This is a genomic window from Burkholderia sp. 22313 (assembly GCF_052045245.1).
Taxonomy (GTDB): Bacteria; Pseudomonadota; Gammaproteobacteria; order Burkholderiales; family Burkholderiaceae; genus Burkholderia.
In genome coordinates, this window is the sequence record NZ_JBQEON010000002.1 from 251,391 (window position 1) to 267,492 (window position 16,102).

At 67.5% G+C, this 16,102-nt stretch carries 18 protein-coding genes; 6 read left to right on the forward strand and 12 right to left on the reverse strand.

Going from position 1 to position 16,102, the window contains the following annotated elements; translation table 11 throughout:
- Positions 1-287 precede the first annotated feature (287 nt).
- Positions 288-776 (reverse strand): aminoacyl-tRNA deacylase, encoded by a 489-nt coding sequence (locus ACTJKF_RS02880; RefSeq protein WP_440622039.1) that lies wholly within the window; start codon positions 774-776, stop codon positions 288-290.
- A 438-nt stretch (positions 777-1,214) separates the two neighbouring features.
- On the opposite strand from ACTJKF_RS02880, the gene ACTJKF_RS02885 reads away from it, so the two are divergent.
- Positions 1,215-1,502, forward strand: coding sequence for a YciI-like protein (locus ACTJKF_RS02885; RefSeq protein ID WP_440622040.1), 288 nt, complete (start codon positions 1,215-1,217; stop codon positions 1,500-1,502).
- Positions 1,503-1,518: 16 nt separating this feature from the next.
- Here the strand turns inward: ACTJKF_RS02885 and corA are convergent, their stop codons facing one another.
- Positions 1,519-2,496, reverse strand: coding sequence for a magnesium/cobalt transporter CorA (corA, locus tag ACTJKF_RS02890; RefSeq protein WP_440622041.1), 978 nt, complete (start codon positions 2,494-2,496; stop codon positions 1,519-1,521).
- Positions 2,497-2,675: 179 nt separating this feature from the next.
- On the opposite strand from corA, the gene cydX reads away from it, so the two are divergent.
- Together cydX and ACTJKF_RS02900 are read left to right on the forward strand one after the other, a co-directional pair.
- Positions 2,676-2,822: a cytochrome bd-I oxidase subunit CydX gene (gene cydX / locus ACTJKF_RS02895; protein WP_440622042.1), complete on the forward strand. Its 147-nt coding sequence runs from the start codon at positions 2,676-2,678 to the stop codon at positions 2,820-2,822.
- Positions 2,819-3,436: an AAA family ATPase gene (locus ACTJKF_RS02900; protein WP_440622043.1), complete on the forward strand. Its 618-nt coding sequence runs from the start codon at positions 2,819-2,821 to the stop codon at positions 3,434-3,436. The genes cydX and ACTJKF_RS02900 overlap by 4 nt, the downstream gene beginning before the upstream one ends.
- A 112-nt stretch (positions 3,437-3,548) precedes the next feature.
- Here the strand turns inward: ACTJKF_RS02900 and ACTJKF_RS02905 are convergent, their stop codons facing one another.
- On the reverse strand, positions 3,549-4,649 hold the full coding sequence (locus tag ACTJKF_RS02905) for a saccharopine dehydrogenase family protein (protein ID WP_040144221.1): 1,101 nt from the start codon (positions 4,647-4,649) through the stop codon (positions 3,549-3,551).
- Positions 4,650-5,108: 459 nt separating this feature from the next.
- Positions 5,109-5,573, reverse strand: coding sequence for an Lrp/AsnC family transcriptional regulator (locus ACTJKF_RS02910; RefSeq protein WP_006481526.1), 465 nt, complete (start codon positions 5,571-5,573; stop codon positions 5,109-5,111).
- Between the two features lie 336 nt (positions 5,574-5,909).
- Between ACTJKF_RS02910 and ACTJKF_RS02915 the strand changes: the two genes are divergently transcribed.
- Positions 5,910-6,455, forward strand: coding sequence for a Spy/CpxP family protein refolding chaperone (locus ACTJKF_RS02915; RefSeq protein ID WP_440622044.1), 546 nt, complete (start codon positions 5,910-5,912; stop codon positions 6,453-6,455).
- Between the two features lie 129 nt (positions 6,456-6,584).
- Positions 6,585-7,016 carry a PGDYG domain-containing protein gene (locus tag ACTJKF_RS02920; RefSeq protein WP_440622045.1) on the forward strand — a complete coding sequence of 144 codons (432 nt, stop codon included), beginning with the start codon at positions 6,585-6,587 and terminating at the stop codon, positions 7,014-7,016.
- A gap of 46 nt (positions 7,017-7,062) precedes the next feature.
- On the opposite strand, the gene ACTJKF_RS02925 is transcribed toward ACTJKF_RS02920, so the two are convergent.
- From ACTJKF_RS02925 to ACTJKF_RS02960, 8 genes are all read right to left on the reverse strand, one after another.
- Complete coding sequence (locus ACTJKF_RS02925; protein ID WP_440622046.1) at positions 7,063-7,425, reverse strand: DUF3022 domain-containing protein; 363 nt, start codon at positions 7,423-7,425, stop codon at positions 7,063-7,065.
- Between the two features lie 13 nt (positions 7,426-7,438).
- Entirely contained in the window at positions 7,439-8,227 is a 789-nt protein-coding gene (locus ACTJKF_RS02930) for a YhfC family intramembrane metalloprotease (RefSeq protein ID WP_440622047.1), read from the reverse strand.
- A 54-nt stretch (positions 8,228-8,281) separates the two neighbouring features.
- Positions 8,282-9,325, reverse strand: a complete 1,044-nt coding sequence (locus ACTJKF_RS02935) for a LacI family DNA-binding transcriptional regulator (protein WP_440622048.1) — start codon at positions 9,323-9,325, stop codon at positions 8,282-8,284.
- Between the two features lie 312 nt (positions 9,326-9,637).
- A complete protein-coding gene (locus ACTJKF_RS02940; protein ID WP_440622049.1) occupies positions 9,638-10,597 on the reverse strand; it encodes an NAD(P)-dependent oxidoreductase in 960 nt (319 codons plus the stop codon).
- Positions 10,598-10,602: 5 nt separating this feature from the next.
- Positions 10,603-11,883, reverse strand: coding sequence for an MFS transporter (locus ACTJKF_RS02945; protein ID WP_440622050.1), 1,281 nt, complete (start codon positions 11,881-11,883; stop codon positions 10,603-10,605).
- Between the two features lie 166 nt (positions 11,884-12,049).
- On the reverse strand, positions 12,050-13,042 hold the full coding sequence (locus tag ACTJKF_RS02950) for a sugar kinase (RefSeq protein ID WP_440622051.1): 993 nt from the start codon (positions 13,040-13,042) through the stop codon (positions 12,050-12,052).
- 27 nt (positions 13,043-13,069) lie between these two features.
- The gene (locus ACTJKF_RS02955) at positions 13,070-13,834 is read right to left on the reverse strand and encodes a sugar phosphate isomerase/epimerase (RefSeq protein WP_440622052.1); all 765 of its coding nucleotides are present in this window, start codon (positions 13,832-13,834) and stop codon (positions 13,070-13,072) included.
- Between the two features lie 162 nt (positions 13,835-13,996).
- Positions 13,997-14,899, reverse strand: coding sequence for a LysR family transcriptional regulator (locus ACTJKF_RS02960; protein WP_440622053.1), 903 nt, complete (start codon positions 14,897-14,899; stop codon positions 13,997-13,999).
- 111 nt (positions 14,900-15,010) lie between these two features.
- Between ACTJKF_RS02960 and ACTJKF_RS02965 the strand changes: the two genes are divergently transcribed.
- Positions 15,011-16,087: a YeiH family protein gene (locus tag ACTJKF_RS02965; protein ID WP_440622054.1), complete on the forward strand. Its 1,077-nt coding sequence runs from the start codon at positions 15,011-15,013 to the stop codon at positions 16,085-16,087.
- The last annotated feature ends 15 nt before the right edge of the window (positions 16,088-16,102 follow it).

The following is a 16,102-nucleotide window of genomic DNA, read 5'->3' on the forward strand; positions in this document are numbered from 1 at the left end:
CAGCATGCCAGCAGTCAAAAACACGACATCTGTAAATAGCCAGAACACGACATTAGGATACGGCTGCTACACATTTTAACTTCGATAATTATGATTATGTCAAATCACCAATTCACCCGAAAACATCCCTGAAATCCGTCCCGGACGCCCGCCAGAATCCGCCTCACCGATCACGAAATCCTCTTTTTCCAGCCTTGACAAGACACCGGCAAAACCCGCTGACACGCGACGTCCCCGGCGTCCACCCACCAGACGCCGTCCTTTTCGAACCTCCCGCAACAAGCCAATCAGGACACCCACATCCCCTGCATCTTGTGCGAGAAATGCGCACGCTCGGCCGTCTCCATCAGCGACAGGAACTCGTCCTGCATCATGTGGATCAGCGCTTCGTGGTCACCGGCCTCGAAATACACTTCCGGCTGCTGCGCGAGATGCTCCTCGAGAAACGTCTTCATCCCGTAGGCCATGCACACCGGCGGCAACGCGCCCATGTCGCAATCCTTGAACAGTTCACGCAGTTCGATTTCCCTGGCGAGCACGAGATGCCGGCCGGTCTTGACCCAGAGGTCCGACAGCCGCACCGCGTGCGACGTCGGCAGCACGGCGGCGACGTAGCCTTCGTCGTCCTCGAGCAGCACGGTTTTCGCGAGGCGATCGCCGGGGATATGTGCGGCGGCGGCCGTCTCCATGCTGGTATGGCTATACGGGTGGTACAGGACTTCGTACCGCGATGACTTCTGGCGCAGGCAATCCTGCAGGGTGGCAGATACAGGCATGGCACACCTCGTCTGAACGAATCGGGCGAACGAAGTTCGCTCCGGATTCGTTCAGCATAGGTCGCATTGCGGCCAATGGAAACGCCCTCGCGCAGCGCCCGCCGGATCGACCGCAGCCCGGCTTCGGCCCCTTTTCCGGCAACCCGGCCGCCCTCGCCGGCATGTGAAATCGAGGCCCGGATTACGCTCGTCCACCGGCTATTCCTGAAGACAAATCCGGCGATGCGCGTTCCGGCGCGATCGCGCAAACCAATGCGACGGGGAGCCAGCAATAGACCGTTAGTTGCATTTTAGAAGGGGCACGACGGCGCAAGCGCCATCCGGGATCATCGCAACGCGCTGCGGACAGCCACCGCAAACTGCGCCGACAAAGACCGACCCGTGTCCTATACTGAGCCGACCGCCCAGCCTCCGCGGCGACCGACTCCGGGAGCGACCATGCATTACCAGCTGATCTACGAACTCGTCGACGACTACCTGACCCGGCGCGAACAGTACCGCGCCCAACACCTTGCACTCGCGCGGGCGGCAACCGAACGCGGCGAGCTCGTGCTCGCCGGCGCACTGCAGGATCCGGCCGACCAGGCCGTGCTCGTGTTCGAAGGCGATTCGCCGGAAGCCGCCGAATCGTTCGCGCGCGCCGATCCGTACGTGCAGAACGGCCTCGTCAAATCCTGGCGCGTGCGGCCGTGGCGCGTCGTGGTCGGCAAGCACGCACCGAGCTGACCGTGCACGGCGGGGGCTACAGCCACCCCGCCCGCTTGAACCGCCACCACAGCGCGAGATCGGCCGCGAGCATCACCGCAATGCAGCCGTAGAAGCCGTACTTCAGGTGCAGTTCGGGCATGTTCGCGAAGTTCATCCCGTATATGCCGGCGATCATCGTCGGAATCGCGAACAGCGCGGCGAACGATCCGAGCCGCTTGGTCACCTCGTTCTCCGCGAGCGAGATCATTCCGAGGTTCACCTGAATCGCGGTCACGACCATCTCGCGCCGCCCTTCGATCGTCTTCACGATCCGCTGCAGATGGTCGTACACGTCGCGGAAGTAGTGCTCCATCCCGCTGCAGACCTGCGGGATGCGGCCGCCGGTGAGCTTCGCGAGCGGCTCGATCAGCGGCGCCGTGTGCTGGTACAGCATCACGAGCCGGCGTTTCAGCGAATAGAGGTCCTCGATGATCGCGCGCGACGATGCGGGCGTAGCCTTCGTGAAGATGCGATCCTCGAGTTCCTCGAGCTCGTTGCCGAGCGTCTCGAGGATCGGGAAATAACGATCGACGACCTGGTCCATCAACGCATAGAAGACGAACGCCGACCCTTCCTCCAGCAGATGCGGTTCGCGCTCGCAGCGCTTGCGCACGTCGCGGAAGTCCTGCTCGGTATGGTTGCGGATCGACAGCACGTAGTTCGGGCCGACGAACACGTTCAGCTCGCCAACCTTGAATTCGCCATCGTCGTCGAGCTCGACCGTATGCAGCACGGCGAACAGCGAATCGCCGTATTCCTCGATCTTCGGGCGCTGATGCCCCTTGCGGGCATCCTCGAGCGCGAGCTCGTGCAGCCCGAACTCCTCGCCCATCAGATCGATCTCGTCCGGCGTCGGATCCTTCAGCGCGACCCACACGAAACACTCGGGCTTCGACACGTAGTCGCTGATGGCGTCGATGTCGATGTCGGCCAGCTTGCGGCCGTCCTGGTATGCAGCACAGTTGATCAGCATGTTGTCCGTGATGTTGCCGTTTTCGCGTCAGTTTACCGGTTTGCCGCACGCGCGGCCCGGCTTGCGCGGCGCGTCGATATTGGTCATGATCGGATTGCATGCGCCGCGGCACGCGCCCGGCATCGCTTCGACAGGCGCGCGGCACGGCCGTGCGGCCCAACCGTCAAGGAGACAGACCCATGTGGTATTTCTCGTGGATACTCGGCATCGGCGTGGCGCTCGGTTTCGGCATCATCAACGCGATGTGGCTGGAGGCGGAAGTGTTCTCGCGCGGCGACCCGCGCACCGACGCATCGCGCGCGAATTCGGGGAGCCGGTATTCGTGACGCACCTGGTGTTCTTCTGCGGTCATGCCGGCACCGGCAAGACCACGCTCGCGAAACGGCTGATCGGGCCGCTGATGCGCGCGACCGGCGAGGCTTTCTGCCTGCTCGACAAGGACACGCTCTACGGCCGCTACAGCTCGGCCGCGATGGGCGCCCTCACCTCCGACCCGAACGACCGCGACAGCCCGCTCTACCTGAAGCATCTGCGCGATCCCGAATACCAGGGGCTGCTCGACACGGCCCGCGAGAACCTCGCGCTCGGCATCGGCGCGCTCGTGGTCGGCCCGCTGTCGCGTGAAGTGCGTGACCGTCGCATCCTCGATCGCGCGTGGCTCGGCATCGGGCCGGACGTCGCGCTGACGGTCGTCTGGGTCCATACGGCGGAAGACGTCGCGCACGCACGAATCGTCGCGCGCGGCAATCCGAACGATGCGTACAAGCTCGCGCACTGGGACGAATACCGGCAACGCCGCTTCGTGCCGACCGGCCATGAATGCGACGGCATCGTGATGTTCGACAACACCGCGCCGTCCGACGCGGACATCGATATGCTGCTGTACCGCATCGCACCGCCCGCCCCCCGGGCAACGCTCGTCCCGCCGCTGCCGGCCTGACGAGCGGCGCGCCCCGCCCGGCTTCGCTGCACTTCGACAAGCTGAAAAAAACAACGCCGGAAGCGCTGTTGCGCTCCCGGCGTCGTACGACCCTCGTACCGTAGACCGTTCGTCAGGCGACTTCGTGCACACGCTCCATCGTGCCGCCTTCGTACAGCTTGCCGAAGCGGTTCGCGAGGAATGCCTTCAGCGATACTTTTTCCTGCGGGATGAAACCGCTCTGCGGCAGCTTCTTTTCGCGGAACAGGTCGAGCACCGCGCACATCGCGCCGGCCGTCGTGATCTGGATCGCGCTCATGTGCATCCCGCACACGTCCTTCGCGAAAATCTTGCGCGTGAACACGTCCTGCACGAGCTGGCCGTCCTTCACGCCCGTCACCGTGACGAACACGAGCACGACGTCCTGCTTCGTCGACGGCACCGCGCGGCGCATGATCGACTTCAGCGTGTCGCGGTCGCTCGACAGGCGCAGGTCCTCGAGCAGGAATTGCACGAGTTCGCGGTGGCCCGGATAGCGGACCGACTTGTAGTCGAGCGTCTCGACCTTGCCCGACAGCGTCTCGCACAACGTGCCCAGGCCGCCCGACGTGTTGAACGCTTCGTATTCGGTGCCGTCGAGCGAGAAGTGTTCGAGGCCTTCGAGCGGCTGCACCCACTGCTTGCGACCGTCGCGGATCGCTTCGCACGGCTGGCAGTATTCGTTGATCAGGCCGTCGACGCTCCACGTCAGGTTGTACTTCAGTGCGTTGGTCGGATACTCGGGCAGCGCGCCGACGCGCATCTTCACGTCGCGCACTTCGCTGAAGCCGTTCACGAGCTCGTGTGCGGCGATGCCGATGAAGCCCGGCGCGAGGCCGCACTGCGGCATGAACGCGCGGTCCGAGCCGTCGGCCAGTTCGCGGATCGCGTGGGTGGCGCGCACGTCTTCGGTCAGGTCGAAGTAATGGACGCCGGCTGCCTTCGCCGCTGCGGCAACGTTGACCGCGAGGTAGTACGGCAGCGCGTTGACGAGCGCATCGAAGCCCTTCACGGCTTCACGGATCGCATTGGCGTCGGCCGAATCGACGCGTTGCGTCGCGATGCCTTCACGCGACAGCTTGGCGAGCGCATCCGCGTCACGGTCGAACGCGACGACTTCGTAGTCGCCCGTTTCACGCAGCATGTGAGCAATGGTGTGGCCGATCAGACCTGCGCCGACGATGGCGATTTTCATGCGCTTATCTCCTGATGATGAGTTTGGTGTTGGTGTACGGCGTCGAGCCATGAACACAGTTTAGGGACGCGCAAAATCAGTTCCAAGACCAAGAATGATGCGAAACGACCAATAAATTCGACGAATTGACGACACTTTTCGTCACAACGACCAAATCGTCTAAAAATCGCGTCTATGACGCGCCGCACACCGGCCGCGGCGGACGTGTCTGGACGGTCTGGACAAACAGGAAGGAACACGCAAAACGGGATGGACGCAGACGAAGGCGAAGGCATCGCTGCGCATGCTCATGCCTGCAATCGACGCAACGACGCCGGCGCGGTGGAGCGGCGATGCGCAAGGCAACGCCCCCCCTACGGCGCACACCGCAGGCGTTAAAGGAAGGTCAAGAAGGAAAAACCGGCGCGACGACTCGAATCGCGGAGCCGCGGCATCACGCGCGACGCCGCTTGCGATACGTCATCCGCCGATCGTGCCGCGATCGATCTTGCGCGACAGAATGATCGACGTCGTCGTGCGCTCGACGCCTTCGAGCGTGCCGATCTGGTCGAGCAGGTCGTTGAGCCGCTCGGGCGAATCGGCACGCAGCCACGCGACATAGTCGTATTCGCCGCTCACCGCGCACAGCAGCTGCACCTCGGGCATCCGGTCGAGCTTGCGCAGCACGTCCTTGCCGAACTTCGGCGTGAGGATGATGCCGACATACGCGTAAATGCTCGCGTCGAGCACGTCCTGTCCGAGCCGCACGCTGTATCCGGCGATCACGTTCGTACGCTCGAGCCGCGCGATGCGCGCGACGACCGTCGTGCGCGCGACGTCGAGTTGCCGCGCGAGATCGGCGACGCTTGCGCGCGCATCCGCTTGCAGCAGCGCGACGAGTTGCCGGTCGAGGTCGTCGAGTTGGTCGAGGCGAGGTGGACGCATGAGGCTGGGCCGGCGTGCAACGCGCCGGCGAAATGGAAAGTGACGCGATGATAGCGCCGAACGCCGGCACGCCCAAACAGCATCGCGACGTCGCGCCCGCCGCCGCTCGCGCCACCCGCCTCGATCGCATGCGACGCCCGCGCACCGGGCGAGCATCGCCGTCCGTCGCTCACCCGCCATGTCCCTTTCAATTTCGATACGTATCGGATGTAAGCAAGTGTCGCTTTCGCTGCCGCGCTGCATGCAACGTGCTACTAATAGTGGGCGACGCGAGATGCGCGCTTGCGGCACTGGCCGCCGCGCCCGCTCGCACGACACCACCCCGGAGAGCCAACCATGAAGAAAATCTCGCTCACCCTCGCCATGCTCGCCGTGACGGCCGGCGCATTCGCGCAGACCCAGCCGCAACCGCAGCCCGCCTCGGTCACCGCCACGGCCGCCGCCGCGTCGGCGCCAAGCGCCGAGCAGCGTGCGGCGCGCCACGAAGCGCGCATCGAGCAGCGCATCAAGTACCTGCACGACCAGTTGAAGATCACGTCGGCGCAGGAGCCGCAATGGAAGACGTTCGCCGACACGATGCGCGAGAACGGCGACACGATGGGCCGCCTCTATCGTGAACGGATGGAAAGCCACAACGCGTCCGCGGTCGACGACATGAAGCAGTACGCGGAACTCGCGCAGGCGAACGCAGACGGCGCGAAGAAGCTCGCCGACGCATTCGCGCCGCTCTACGCGAGCTTCCCGGCCGACCAGAAGGCGCTGGCCGACACGACGTTCCGCAGCTGGCTGCATCACGGCGGCGAACACCGCGGCAAGGGCAAGGCCAAAAAGGAAGGCAAGGCAGCCGCCGCGCCGGCCGCCAGCGCACCGGCCCAACCCTGACGCCCGCCTCGCCGGCGCCGCGCGGCCCGCACGGGCAGAACGGCGCCGCGCATCCCGCGGGCATTCGGCGCGTCACACGGCGCGTCGAATTCGGGATAAGCTCCCGGCTTTTCCCGCACTTCCCCCGCCATGCTCGAACTCAAGCACCTCGATCTGCGTACCGACCCGCAGGCCCGTCGCGTCGTCAAGGACGAAACCGTCACGGTCGCCTTCGCGCAAGCCGACGGTGAACTGATGAGCCTCGAAGGCCCGAACCGCTATGTCGCGGGCGACGCGCTGATCACCGGCTCGACCGGCGACCGCTGGGTCGTGTCGCGCGCGCGCTTCGATCCGAAGTACTTGCCCGCCGATCCGGCGCTCGCGCACGGCGCACCGGGCGCCTACCGGAACCGGCCGGCCGTCGTGCTCGCCCGCCGGATGGACGAGCCGTTCACGATCGCCCGCTCGGAAAACGGCGACACGCTGCGCGGCAGCGCCGGCGACTGGGTGATGCAGTACGCACCGGGCGACTACGGCGTCGTGCAGGCGCAGCGTTTCGCGCAGGTCTACCGCGACGCGTAACGCATAACGTGCCGCGCCGGCCACACGCCGGCGCGCACGTCAGCGCTCAGGCAAAATCTTCGTCAAGCACGAGTTCGGCGTCGCGTTCGACCGCCTCGCCAGCCGCGTGCCGCTCCTCGAGCGAGCCCAGCATCGCTTCCGTGTACGCATGCAGCACCGCATGGCTACGCGCACGCTGCATCGGCCTGAGTGCCACATAGCGCGCCAGCGCGGCCGGCACGATCCGGATGTCGAGCGTCATCCGCTTCGGCGTCGAGCCGAAACGCATCGCGAGCCACTGCACGGACAGGAACCGCCCGCGTTCGTCGCTGCTTTCGGCAAAACGCGTCTGCTCCGGAAAGAGATCGCAGATCACGCGCGCGAGCGCGTCGAATTCAGCGCTCTGGCATTCGATCAGATAGTCGTCCATTTCGTCTCTCCCGTCAGGCTGCCGCGCGCGGCGACCGGCACGTCTTCGCCAGTACGACGATCAGGAGCGCCGCCAGAACGAAATACACGGCCTCGAGCCATCCGGCCGGCAGCACGCGCACCTGGTACAGCAGCGCCGGCGCGACCGCCAGCGCATGCAGCACGATCGCGAGCGGCAGCACCCCCGCGCGGCCGGCGCGCACGCCGCGCCAGACCAGCACCGACAGCGCAAGCTGCACCACGAATCCCGAGCAGCGCTCGAGCAGCAACAGCAGGATCGACTGCGCCGACAGCGTCGCCAGCATCACGTGCAGCCGCACGACCGTATCGCCCGGCAGGTCCGCGAGCTGCGTCTCGAGCTGCCCGCGGCTCGCGAGCCACGCGAGATACGACCACTGGCCCCACACGAGCACGCCGACGAACCAGGCTTCGGCACCCGCATGACCGATCCCGTAGCCGATGCCGCGCCCGTCGCCGGCCGACGCGCCGTAGCGGCGGTTCAGGAAGCGCATCCCGAGATAGCGGCCGAGTTCCTCGAACACGGCGGTCGCGAGCGCGCTGTACGCGACGAACGCGAGCGGCTGCGTGAGCCAGCCGCCGGCGGGCGTCTGGCTCAGCACGAGGCCATGGAAGGCGCGTTCGACGATCATCGCGAACAGCGTGAAGACGGCGACGCCGACGATCATGTCGCGGCGGTCGAGCGCAAGCGGCTTGCGCAGGGTACGGAAGAGAACGAACGGCAGTAGCGCGATGATCAGCGTGGCGGCGATCAGCACCGCCAGCGTGACGGGAGCGACAGTCATGTATTTCCTTGTTCGGGGCAGCGCACCTGGCGCGCTGCGTGCCCCGAATGATACTCAGCTTGCAGTCGACGCGCGCGCAATCAGCTCGCCCGGCAGCATCGCGACGCGCACGTCGCCGGCCGCGCCGTCGATCCGCTCGTGCACGAATTCGACGGCCTTGTAGCCGATCTCGTAGGTCGGCTGGCGGATCGTCGTGATGCCGATCAGTTCAGCCCACTCCGGATCGTCGATCGACAGCAGCGCGGCCTTGTCCTGCCACGCGGCGCCGAAACGCGCGCGCAGATGGCGCGCGATCGCCAGCGCGACCGGCGCGTTCGCGGCGAACAGCGCGGCACGCACGCCGCGCCGCGCCGCGTCGTCGATGCGCGCGTCGAGGCCGGCGAGCGCCGCCGCGACCGCCTCGGGTTCGTTCAGGTCGAGCACGACCGGCGGCGGCACCGGCAGCCCGCGCGCGCCAAGCGCCGTGCGGAACGCGGCCTCGCGCAAACGCCGCGAGCTGACCTGCTCGAACGGCTGCACGACGAAATGGATCGCATCGAAGCCGCGCGCGATCAGGTGCGCGAGCGCCGTCTCGATCGCATCGGTGTTGTCGAGCCCGATCAGGTCGGCCTCGAAGCCCTCGACGGTGCGGTCGACCAGCACGGCCGGGATGCCGCCGCCGCGCAGCGGGCGCAGCACGTCTTCCTCGGCGCCGAGCGCGTTGACGATCAGCCCTTCGACCCGGTAGGTCGTGAGCAGCTGCAGGAAGCGCCGCTCCATCTCGACTTCATTCGCCGCGTGACAGATGAGCGGCATGTAGCCGAGCGCGTGGCACGCGGCCTCGACGCCCTGCAGCACTTCGACGGTATACGGATTGGTCAGGTCGGCCGCGAGCATGCCAAGCAGCCGGTTGCGGCCGCGCTTCAGCCCGCGCGCCATCTGGTTCGGCCGGTAGTTGAGGCGCGCGATCGCCGTCTCGATCCGCTGGCGCAGATCGGCGGACAGCACGTGCGTCTCGCCGTTCAGATAGCGCGATACGCTGGTCTTGCCCGTGCCGGCTTCGCGTGCGACGTCGCTGATCGTCGCCGGACGCTGCGTGGAAGGTTGCGAATCGCTCAAGTCGTGCCTCGCGACGTACGATCCGCGCCGCTTCGTGTGCGGACGGACCTTTGTTGTTGGATACGAAAGCCACCCGGCGCACGCCGCTGTTCCCGCGCTTCTCGGCAAACCGAAGCCGGCGCGTTCACGCCCGCCCCGGTCGCCTGAAACGAACGGCGAGCGGCCGCGCCGGATCTGGCACGGATGCCGTCGCCGGACGCCGCCGGCCGCGTGGCCGGGTCGTCGATGCGACGAGCGGGCGATCATAACGCAGCCTGCCCTCCCGCACCAAGACCATCGACTCTAACGGCCCCGCCAGCCGGCCAGCGCCGTTCAGGCGCGCGCGTCCGGATTGACGAGGTTCGTGCGCAGCGTGCCGGCCAGCGCGCCGACCAGGTTTTCCGCGGCGCAGCGCGCCATCGCATGGCGCGTCTCGTGCGTCGCCGAGCCGATATGCGGCAGCGCGACCACGTTGCGCATCCGCAGCAGCGGCGAATCCGCCGGCAACGGCTCCTTCTCGAACACGTCGAGCCCCGCGCCGCGGATCGTGCCCGCACGCAGCGCGTCGATCAGCGCGGCCTCGTCGACCACCGGGCCGCGCGACGCGTTGATCAGGATCGCGCCGCGCTTCATCTTCGCGAATTCGGCCGCGCCGATCAGGTGATGCGTTTGCGGCGACAGCGGCACCTGCAGGCACACGAAATCCGACTGCGCGAGCAGTTCGTCGAGCGACACGCGGCGCGCGCCGTACTGCGTCTCGGCTTCCGCGTGCGCGGAACGGTTCGTGTACAGCACCTGCATCCGGAAACCGAGCGCCGCGCGGCGCGCGACCGCCCCGCCGATCCGCCCGAGCCCGACGATGCCGAGCGTCTTGCCCTGCACGTCGGTGCCGTACAGGTCCGGGCCGATGCTGCGCTGCCAGTGGCCGGCCTTCACCCACTCCGCCAGCTCGACCACGCGCCGCGCGGACGCGAGGATCAGCGAGAACACGGTGTCGGCGGTCGATTCGGTCAGCACGTCGGGCGTATGCGCGAGCACGATGCCGCGCCGCGTGAGATCGGCGACGTCGAAGTTGTCGTAGCCGACCGAGATCGTCGACCAGGCCTTCAGCCGCGGCGCGCGATCGAGCATCTGCGGCGTGACCTTCAGGCTCGCGCCGATCGCACCGTCCGCGTCGCCGAGCGCGTCGGCGAGCGCATCGGCGCCGTCGGCCTGCACGAGCGCCGCGTGCTCGCGCAGGTACGCGAGAACGTCATCGGGCAGCGGCTTGTACGCGACGATACGAGGCTTCATCGTTTTCATTTTCCTTGCAGCGGCGCCGCGAGCGAATGCGCATCGCGCGCCTGGGGTTTGACGGACAGCGTGAGGATCACCGCGGCGACGAGCGCGGCGCTCATGAACGCATACGACGCGAGGGGCGAGCCGGTCGCACCGTTCAGGTAGCCGACGAAATACGAGCCGACGAACGAGCCGAGCGCGCCCATGCTGTTGATCAACGCCATCGCGCCGCCGGCGACGTTCTTCGGCAGCAGCTCCGGCACGATCGCGAAGAACGGGCCGTACGGTGCATACATCGCGGCGCCCGCGACGACCAGCAGCGCATACGAGATCCAGAAATGCGACGAGCCGAGCGCATACGATGCGGCGAACGCAGCCGCGCCGACCAGCAGGAACGGCCACACGAAGCCGCGGCGCGAGCCGGCCTTGTCGGACGCCCACGACGCGACCAGCATCGCGATCGTCGCCGCGAGGTACGGCAGCGCCGACAGCCAGCCGGTCGCGACCATCCCGAGCTCGGAGCCGTTCTTGACGATCGACGGCAGCCACAGCACGAAACCGTACACGCCGATGCTCCAGCAGAAATACTGTGCGCACAGCTTGATCACGGCCGGCGAACGGAATGCCTCGCCGTAGTTGCGCACCGGCTTGATCGCCGCCTGCTCGGCCGCGAGCGCGGCGTCGAGGTCGCGCTTTTCCTGCGCGTTCAGCCACGGCGAATCCGCCGGCTTGTCCTGCACGAGGAACCACCAGCACACGGCCCAGATCACGGCGGGAATGCCTTCGGCGACGAACATGTGGCGCCAGCCGAATTCGTGGACCAGGTAGCCCGACACGATCGACATCCACAGCACGGTGACCGGGTTGCCCAGGATCAGGAACGTGTTCGCGCGCGAGCGCTCGTTCTTCGTGAACCAGTTGCTGATGTAGATCAGCATCGCCGGCATCACGGCCGCCTCCACCACGCCGAGCACGAAGCGGATCGCCATCAGCGACGGGATGTTGGTGACCACGCCCGTGAGCGCCGCGCACGCGCCCCACAGCACGAGGCTGACGAACACGAGTTTCTTGACGCTGCGGCGCTCCGCATAGATCGCGCCGGGAATCTGGAAGAAGAAGTAGCCGAGGAAGAACAGCGCGCCGATCAGCGACGACAGGCCCTTGCTGATCCCGAGGTCCTGGTTGATGCCGGCGGCGGCCGCGAACCCGTAGTTCGCGCGGTCGAGGTAGGCGAGGCTGTAGGTAATGAAGACGATCGGCATGATCGTCCACCAGCGTCGTGCTGCGAGATTGGCTGCCATCAGTGTGTCTCCTGGGTAGAGCGAAGCAGGCGGGTCAACCGCCCGGTTCCGGTCCCGTCCTTGCGGGAATCGACCGGCTTCGACGCGTCGGGCGCCGGGTCCGGCCTCATGCAAAACCGTGCGCGAAGCACGAAATGAGTCCGCGGATTGTGCCGTGTCCGGCCTCTCATTGCGCGGTGACGGTTTCCTCCAGGCGATCGGCGCGATTGCTGACGTTTTCGAGCCGATCGAGCGCCGCACGGGTCGGCAACCCTTCCGAATCGCCGATCACCTGGATCGCGAGCGCGCCGATGCGATTGCCGCGCGCGACCGCCTGCTCGACGCAGCGGCCGTCCAGCAGCGCGCTGATCACGCCGACCGCGAAACCATCGCCGGCGCCGACCGTGTCGACCACGTTCGCGACGCGCTCGCCCGCCACCGTGCCCTCGCGGCCGTCGGCCGTGCGGAAGTATGCCCCTTCGGCACCCAGCTTGATCACCACGCCGCGCGCCCCTTGTGCAAGGTAGAAGCCCGCGATGCCGGCCGGCGTGTCGTGCCCGGTGAGCAGCTGCCCTTCGGCAAGGCCCGGCAGCACCCAGTCGGCCAGCGCCGCCAGCGCGTTCAGCGTCTTCGCCATCACGTCGGCCGACGGCCACAGCGTCGGGCGCAGGTTCGGATCGAACGAGATCGTCTTGCCGGCCGCGCGCATCTCGCGCGCCAGCTTGAACGCAAGCTCGCACGACGTCGCGGAGATCGCCGGCGCGACGCCCGTCAGGTGCAGGTGCCGCGCGCCGAGCACGTAGTCGGCGACGTAGTCGTCGCACGACAGGCGGCTCGCGGCCGAGCCCTTGCGGAAATATTCGACGGTCGGGTCGCTGCCGTCGTCGTTGCGCGACTTCAGCTGGAAGCCGGTCGGATAGCACGGATCGACGCTGACGCACGACGCGTCGATGCCTTCTCGCGCAAGCGTGTCGAGCACGTAGCCGCCGAACGAATCGCGGCCGACCCGGCTCATCCAGCCGACCCGGAAGCCGAGCCGCGACAGGCCGATCGCGACGTTCAGGTCAGCGCCCGCGATCCGCTTCGTGAATTGCGCGGCGTGCGCGAGGTGGCCGGGCTCGGCGGCGACGAACATCGCCATCGCTTCGCCGTAGGTCACGACATCGAGTGCTGCTTTCATGAGTGAATCCTCCGTATCCTTCCGGCGTCACGCGGCCGCGAGCCACGCCACGCGCCTACCGGCATCGCCCGCCAGGTCGGCGGCATCGAACGGGAACTCGATGCCGCGCGGCACCGCTTGCGGCAGGACCGCGAGCACGCCCGTGACGAGCGGATCGCCCGGCGCCGGCGCCACCGCAAAGCGACGCGCGCCCTCGCCCACGACGGCCTTGCAATGAATGTATTCGACATGCGGCGCAAGGGCATGCGCGCAGGCAAGCGGCACTTCGCCCGGCCACTGCCAGTTGCCGATGTCGAACGTCATGCCGAGCGCCTCCGGCATGCCCGCCGCGGCCAGCGCATCGAACAGCCCGCGGAACTGCGCGAGCGCGCCGCCCACCGGCAGTTGGCCGTTCTCGACCACCACGCGGGCACGGGCGCCGCGCGACAGCGCGACGATGTCGGCCGCATGCGCGTCGCCGGCGAAGCCGCCGAGCTGGAACTTGACGAAGCGCGCGCCGAGCGCGTCGGCTTCCACGAGCGTGTCGCGCAGCGCATCGGCGTCGAGCGCGCCCGTTTCCGTGTATAGCGTGGCCGGCGTCGAATAGACCGGCCACAAGCCGTGCGCGGCGAGTTCGGTGCCGAGCGCGGCCAGTGCGCCGGGCGTCGAGTCGTCTTCCGATGCGAACAGCTCGCGCCGCACCTCGAAGCCGGTCGCGCCGGCCGCGGCCGCGGTCTCGATGAATGCACGGTGGCCCTGCTGGCGCACGCGGTCCATCCCGAATGCGCTCGCCACGATCACGATGTCTGCCATTTCTGCCCTTTTTTCACCGGAATGGAACCGGTTCCATTCGCTTGAGACGGATGGTGCGCTTCGCTTGCGGCCCACGCCATAGAGGAAATCCCTAGGGCCGGCTGCCGTGCGAGCGCGTGCCTACGGCCACGTATCCGGCGTTCCCGGCGCGGCGTCGAATGCCTAGCCGGCGTCGTGCGTAGCGTGCGTCAGGCTCAGGTCGAGAAACTGGGCGGCCACGCGCGACGGTGCTGCGCCGTGCGGCACCAGAATCGAGAAATGGCGCGTGAGCGGCACGGGCGCCAGCGGGCGCGGCACGAGCGCCGCATCCTCGTGGCGCAGCGACATCGCGGACACGAAGCCGACGCCCATCCCCGCACGGACGGCCTCCTTCACGGCCTCGACGCCCGCGATCTCGAATGCGACGCGCATCGGCGCGCCGCCGTGCGCGAACGCGCGTTCGACGAGTTGCCGCACGCCCGAGCCTTCCTCGCGCAGCACGAGCGGATGCGCGGCCAGTGCGTCGAGCGTGACACCGGCGTCAAATTCGGGCGCGGCAAGCGGGTGCCCCGTCGGCACGACCGCGACGATCTCGTCCTCGTGCCACGCATGCACGGCGGTGCCGGGCGGCAGCGCCTCGCCGGGCGGCCCTTCGATCATCGCGATGTCCAGCGACGCCAGCGCGGCGACCACGTCGGCCGTATTGCCGCTCATCGTCTGAATCGCCACCCGTGGCGCGCGCGGCTGGAACGCCGCGATCAGGTACGGCAACAGATAGCTGGCCGGCGTCGTGCTCGCACCGATCCGCAGCGTGCCGGCGTCGAGCCCGCGCACCGCGTCGCGAAACGCACGCGCCTGCGCGAACGTGTCGCGCTGCGCCTTCGCGTACTGCGCGAGCTGTTCGCCGACCGGCGTCAGCCGGATCCCGCGGCCGTCGCGCTGGTACAGCGGCTCGCCGAACTCGTCCTGCAGCAGGCGCAGCTGGCCCGACACGGCCGGCTGCGACAGATGCAGCGCGATGGCAGCGCGGCTGATGTTCAGATGGTCGGCGACGGCCGCGAACGTTATCAGTTGATCCGGGGTCATGGGAATGAATTATCGGCTTTCCGGATAGTTTACGTCACAAATCACAATTTCTCATATCGATATAACCAAATTAGGATTAGGCCATCGCAACCTGTTTTGTCACGGTGCCCCATGTCCACTGCTCCTAGCCCCCATCTCAGCCACGTCGCGCCGTCGATGCGCGGCCAGTTGAACGGCGTGCTGTTCGTCGCGCTGTTCGCCGCTGCCGTCACCAGCCTGTCCCAGTTGCCGGCGATCGCCGGGCTCGGCCTGTCGCCGCTGATCGTCGGCATCGTCGCCGGCGCGCTTTACGGCAATGCGCTGCGCGACGGCATGCCCGCCAGCTGGGCGGCCGGCGTCAACTTTTCCGCGCGCAAGCTGCTGCGCATCGCGGTCGCGTTCTTCGGCCTGCGCGTGAGCCTGCAGGAAATCGCCCAGGTTGGCCTGCCGGGCCTGACGGTATCGGTGCTGGTCGTGGTCAGCACGCTCGTGATCGGCACCTGGGTCGGCATGAAGGTGATGAAGCTGGATCGCGACGCGGCGCTCCTGACCGCCGCCGGCAGCGCGATCTGCGGCGCGGCCGCCGTGCTCGCGTTCGAATCGACGCTGCAGTCGAAGCCGCACCAGAGCGCGATGGCCGTGGGCAGCGTGGTGCTGTTCGGCACGCTGTCGATGTTCCTGTACCCGCTCGCGTATCACGCCGGCCTGCTCGATCTCGACCCGGCCGGCCTCGGCCTGTTCTTCGGCGGCACGATCCACGAGGTCGCGCAGGTGGTCGGCGCGGCGAGCGACGTCAGCCCGCAAGTCACGCACGTCGCGACCATCGTGAAGATGACCCGCGTGATGCTGCTGGTCCCGGTGCTGCTCACGCTCGGCTGGTGGCTCGCCCGCTCCGCGCGCTCGGCCGATGCCGGCGCCGACGGCGCGCAAGGCAAGCGCAAGGTGGCGGTGCCATGGTTCGCGCTCGGGTTCCTCGGCTTCGTGATCGTCAATTCGCTGAACGTGCTGCCGACCGGCGTCACGCATACGCTGAACGTGCTCGACACCTTTGCGCTGACGATGGCGATGACCGCGCTCGGCATCGAGACCCGCGTGTCGCAGATCCGCGAGGCCGGCCCGCGCGCGCTGACCACCGGCCTGATCCTGTACGTGTGGCTGATCGCCGGCGGCTACGGGATCACCTGGGCGGTACGGCACTGGCTTGGCTGAGCCGCACATCCACGC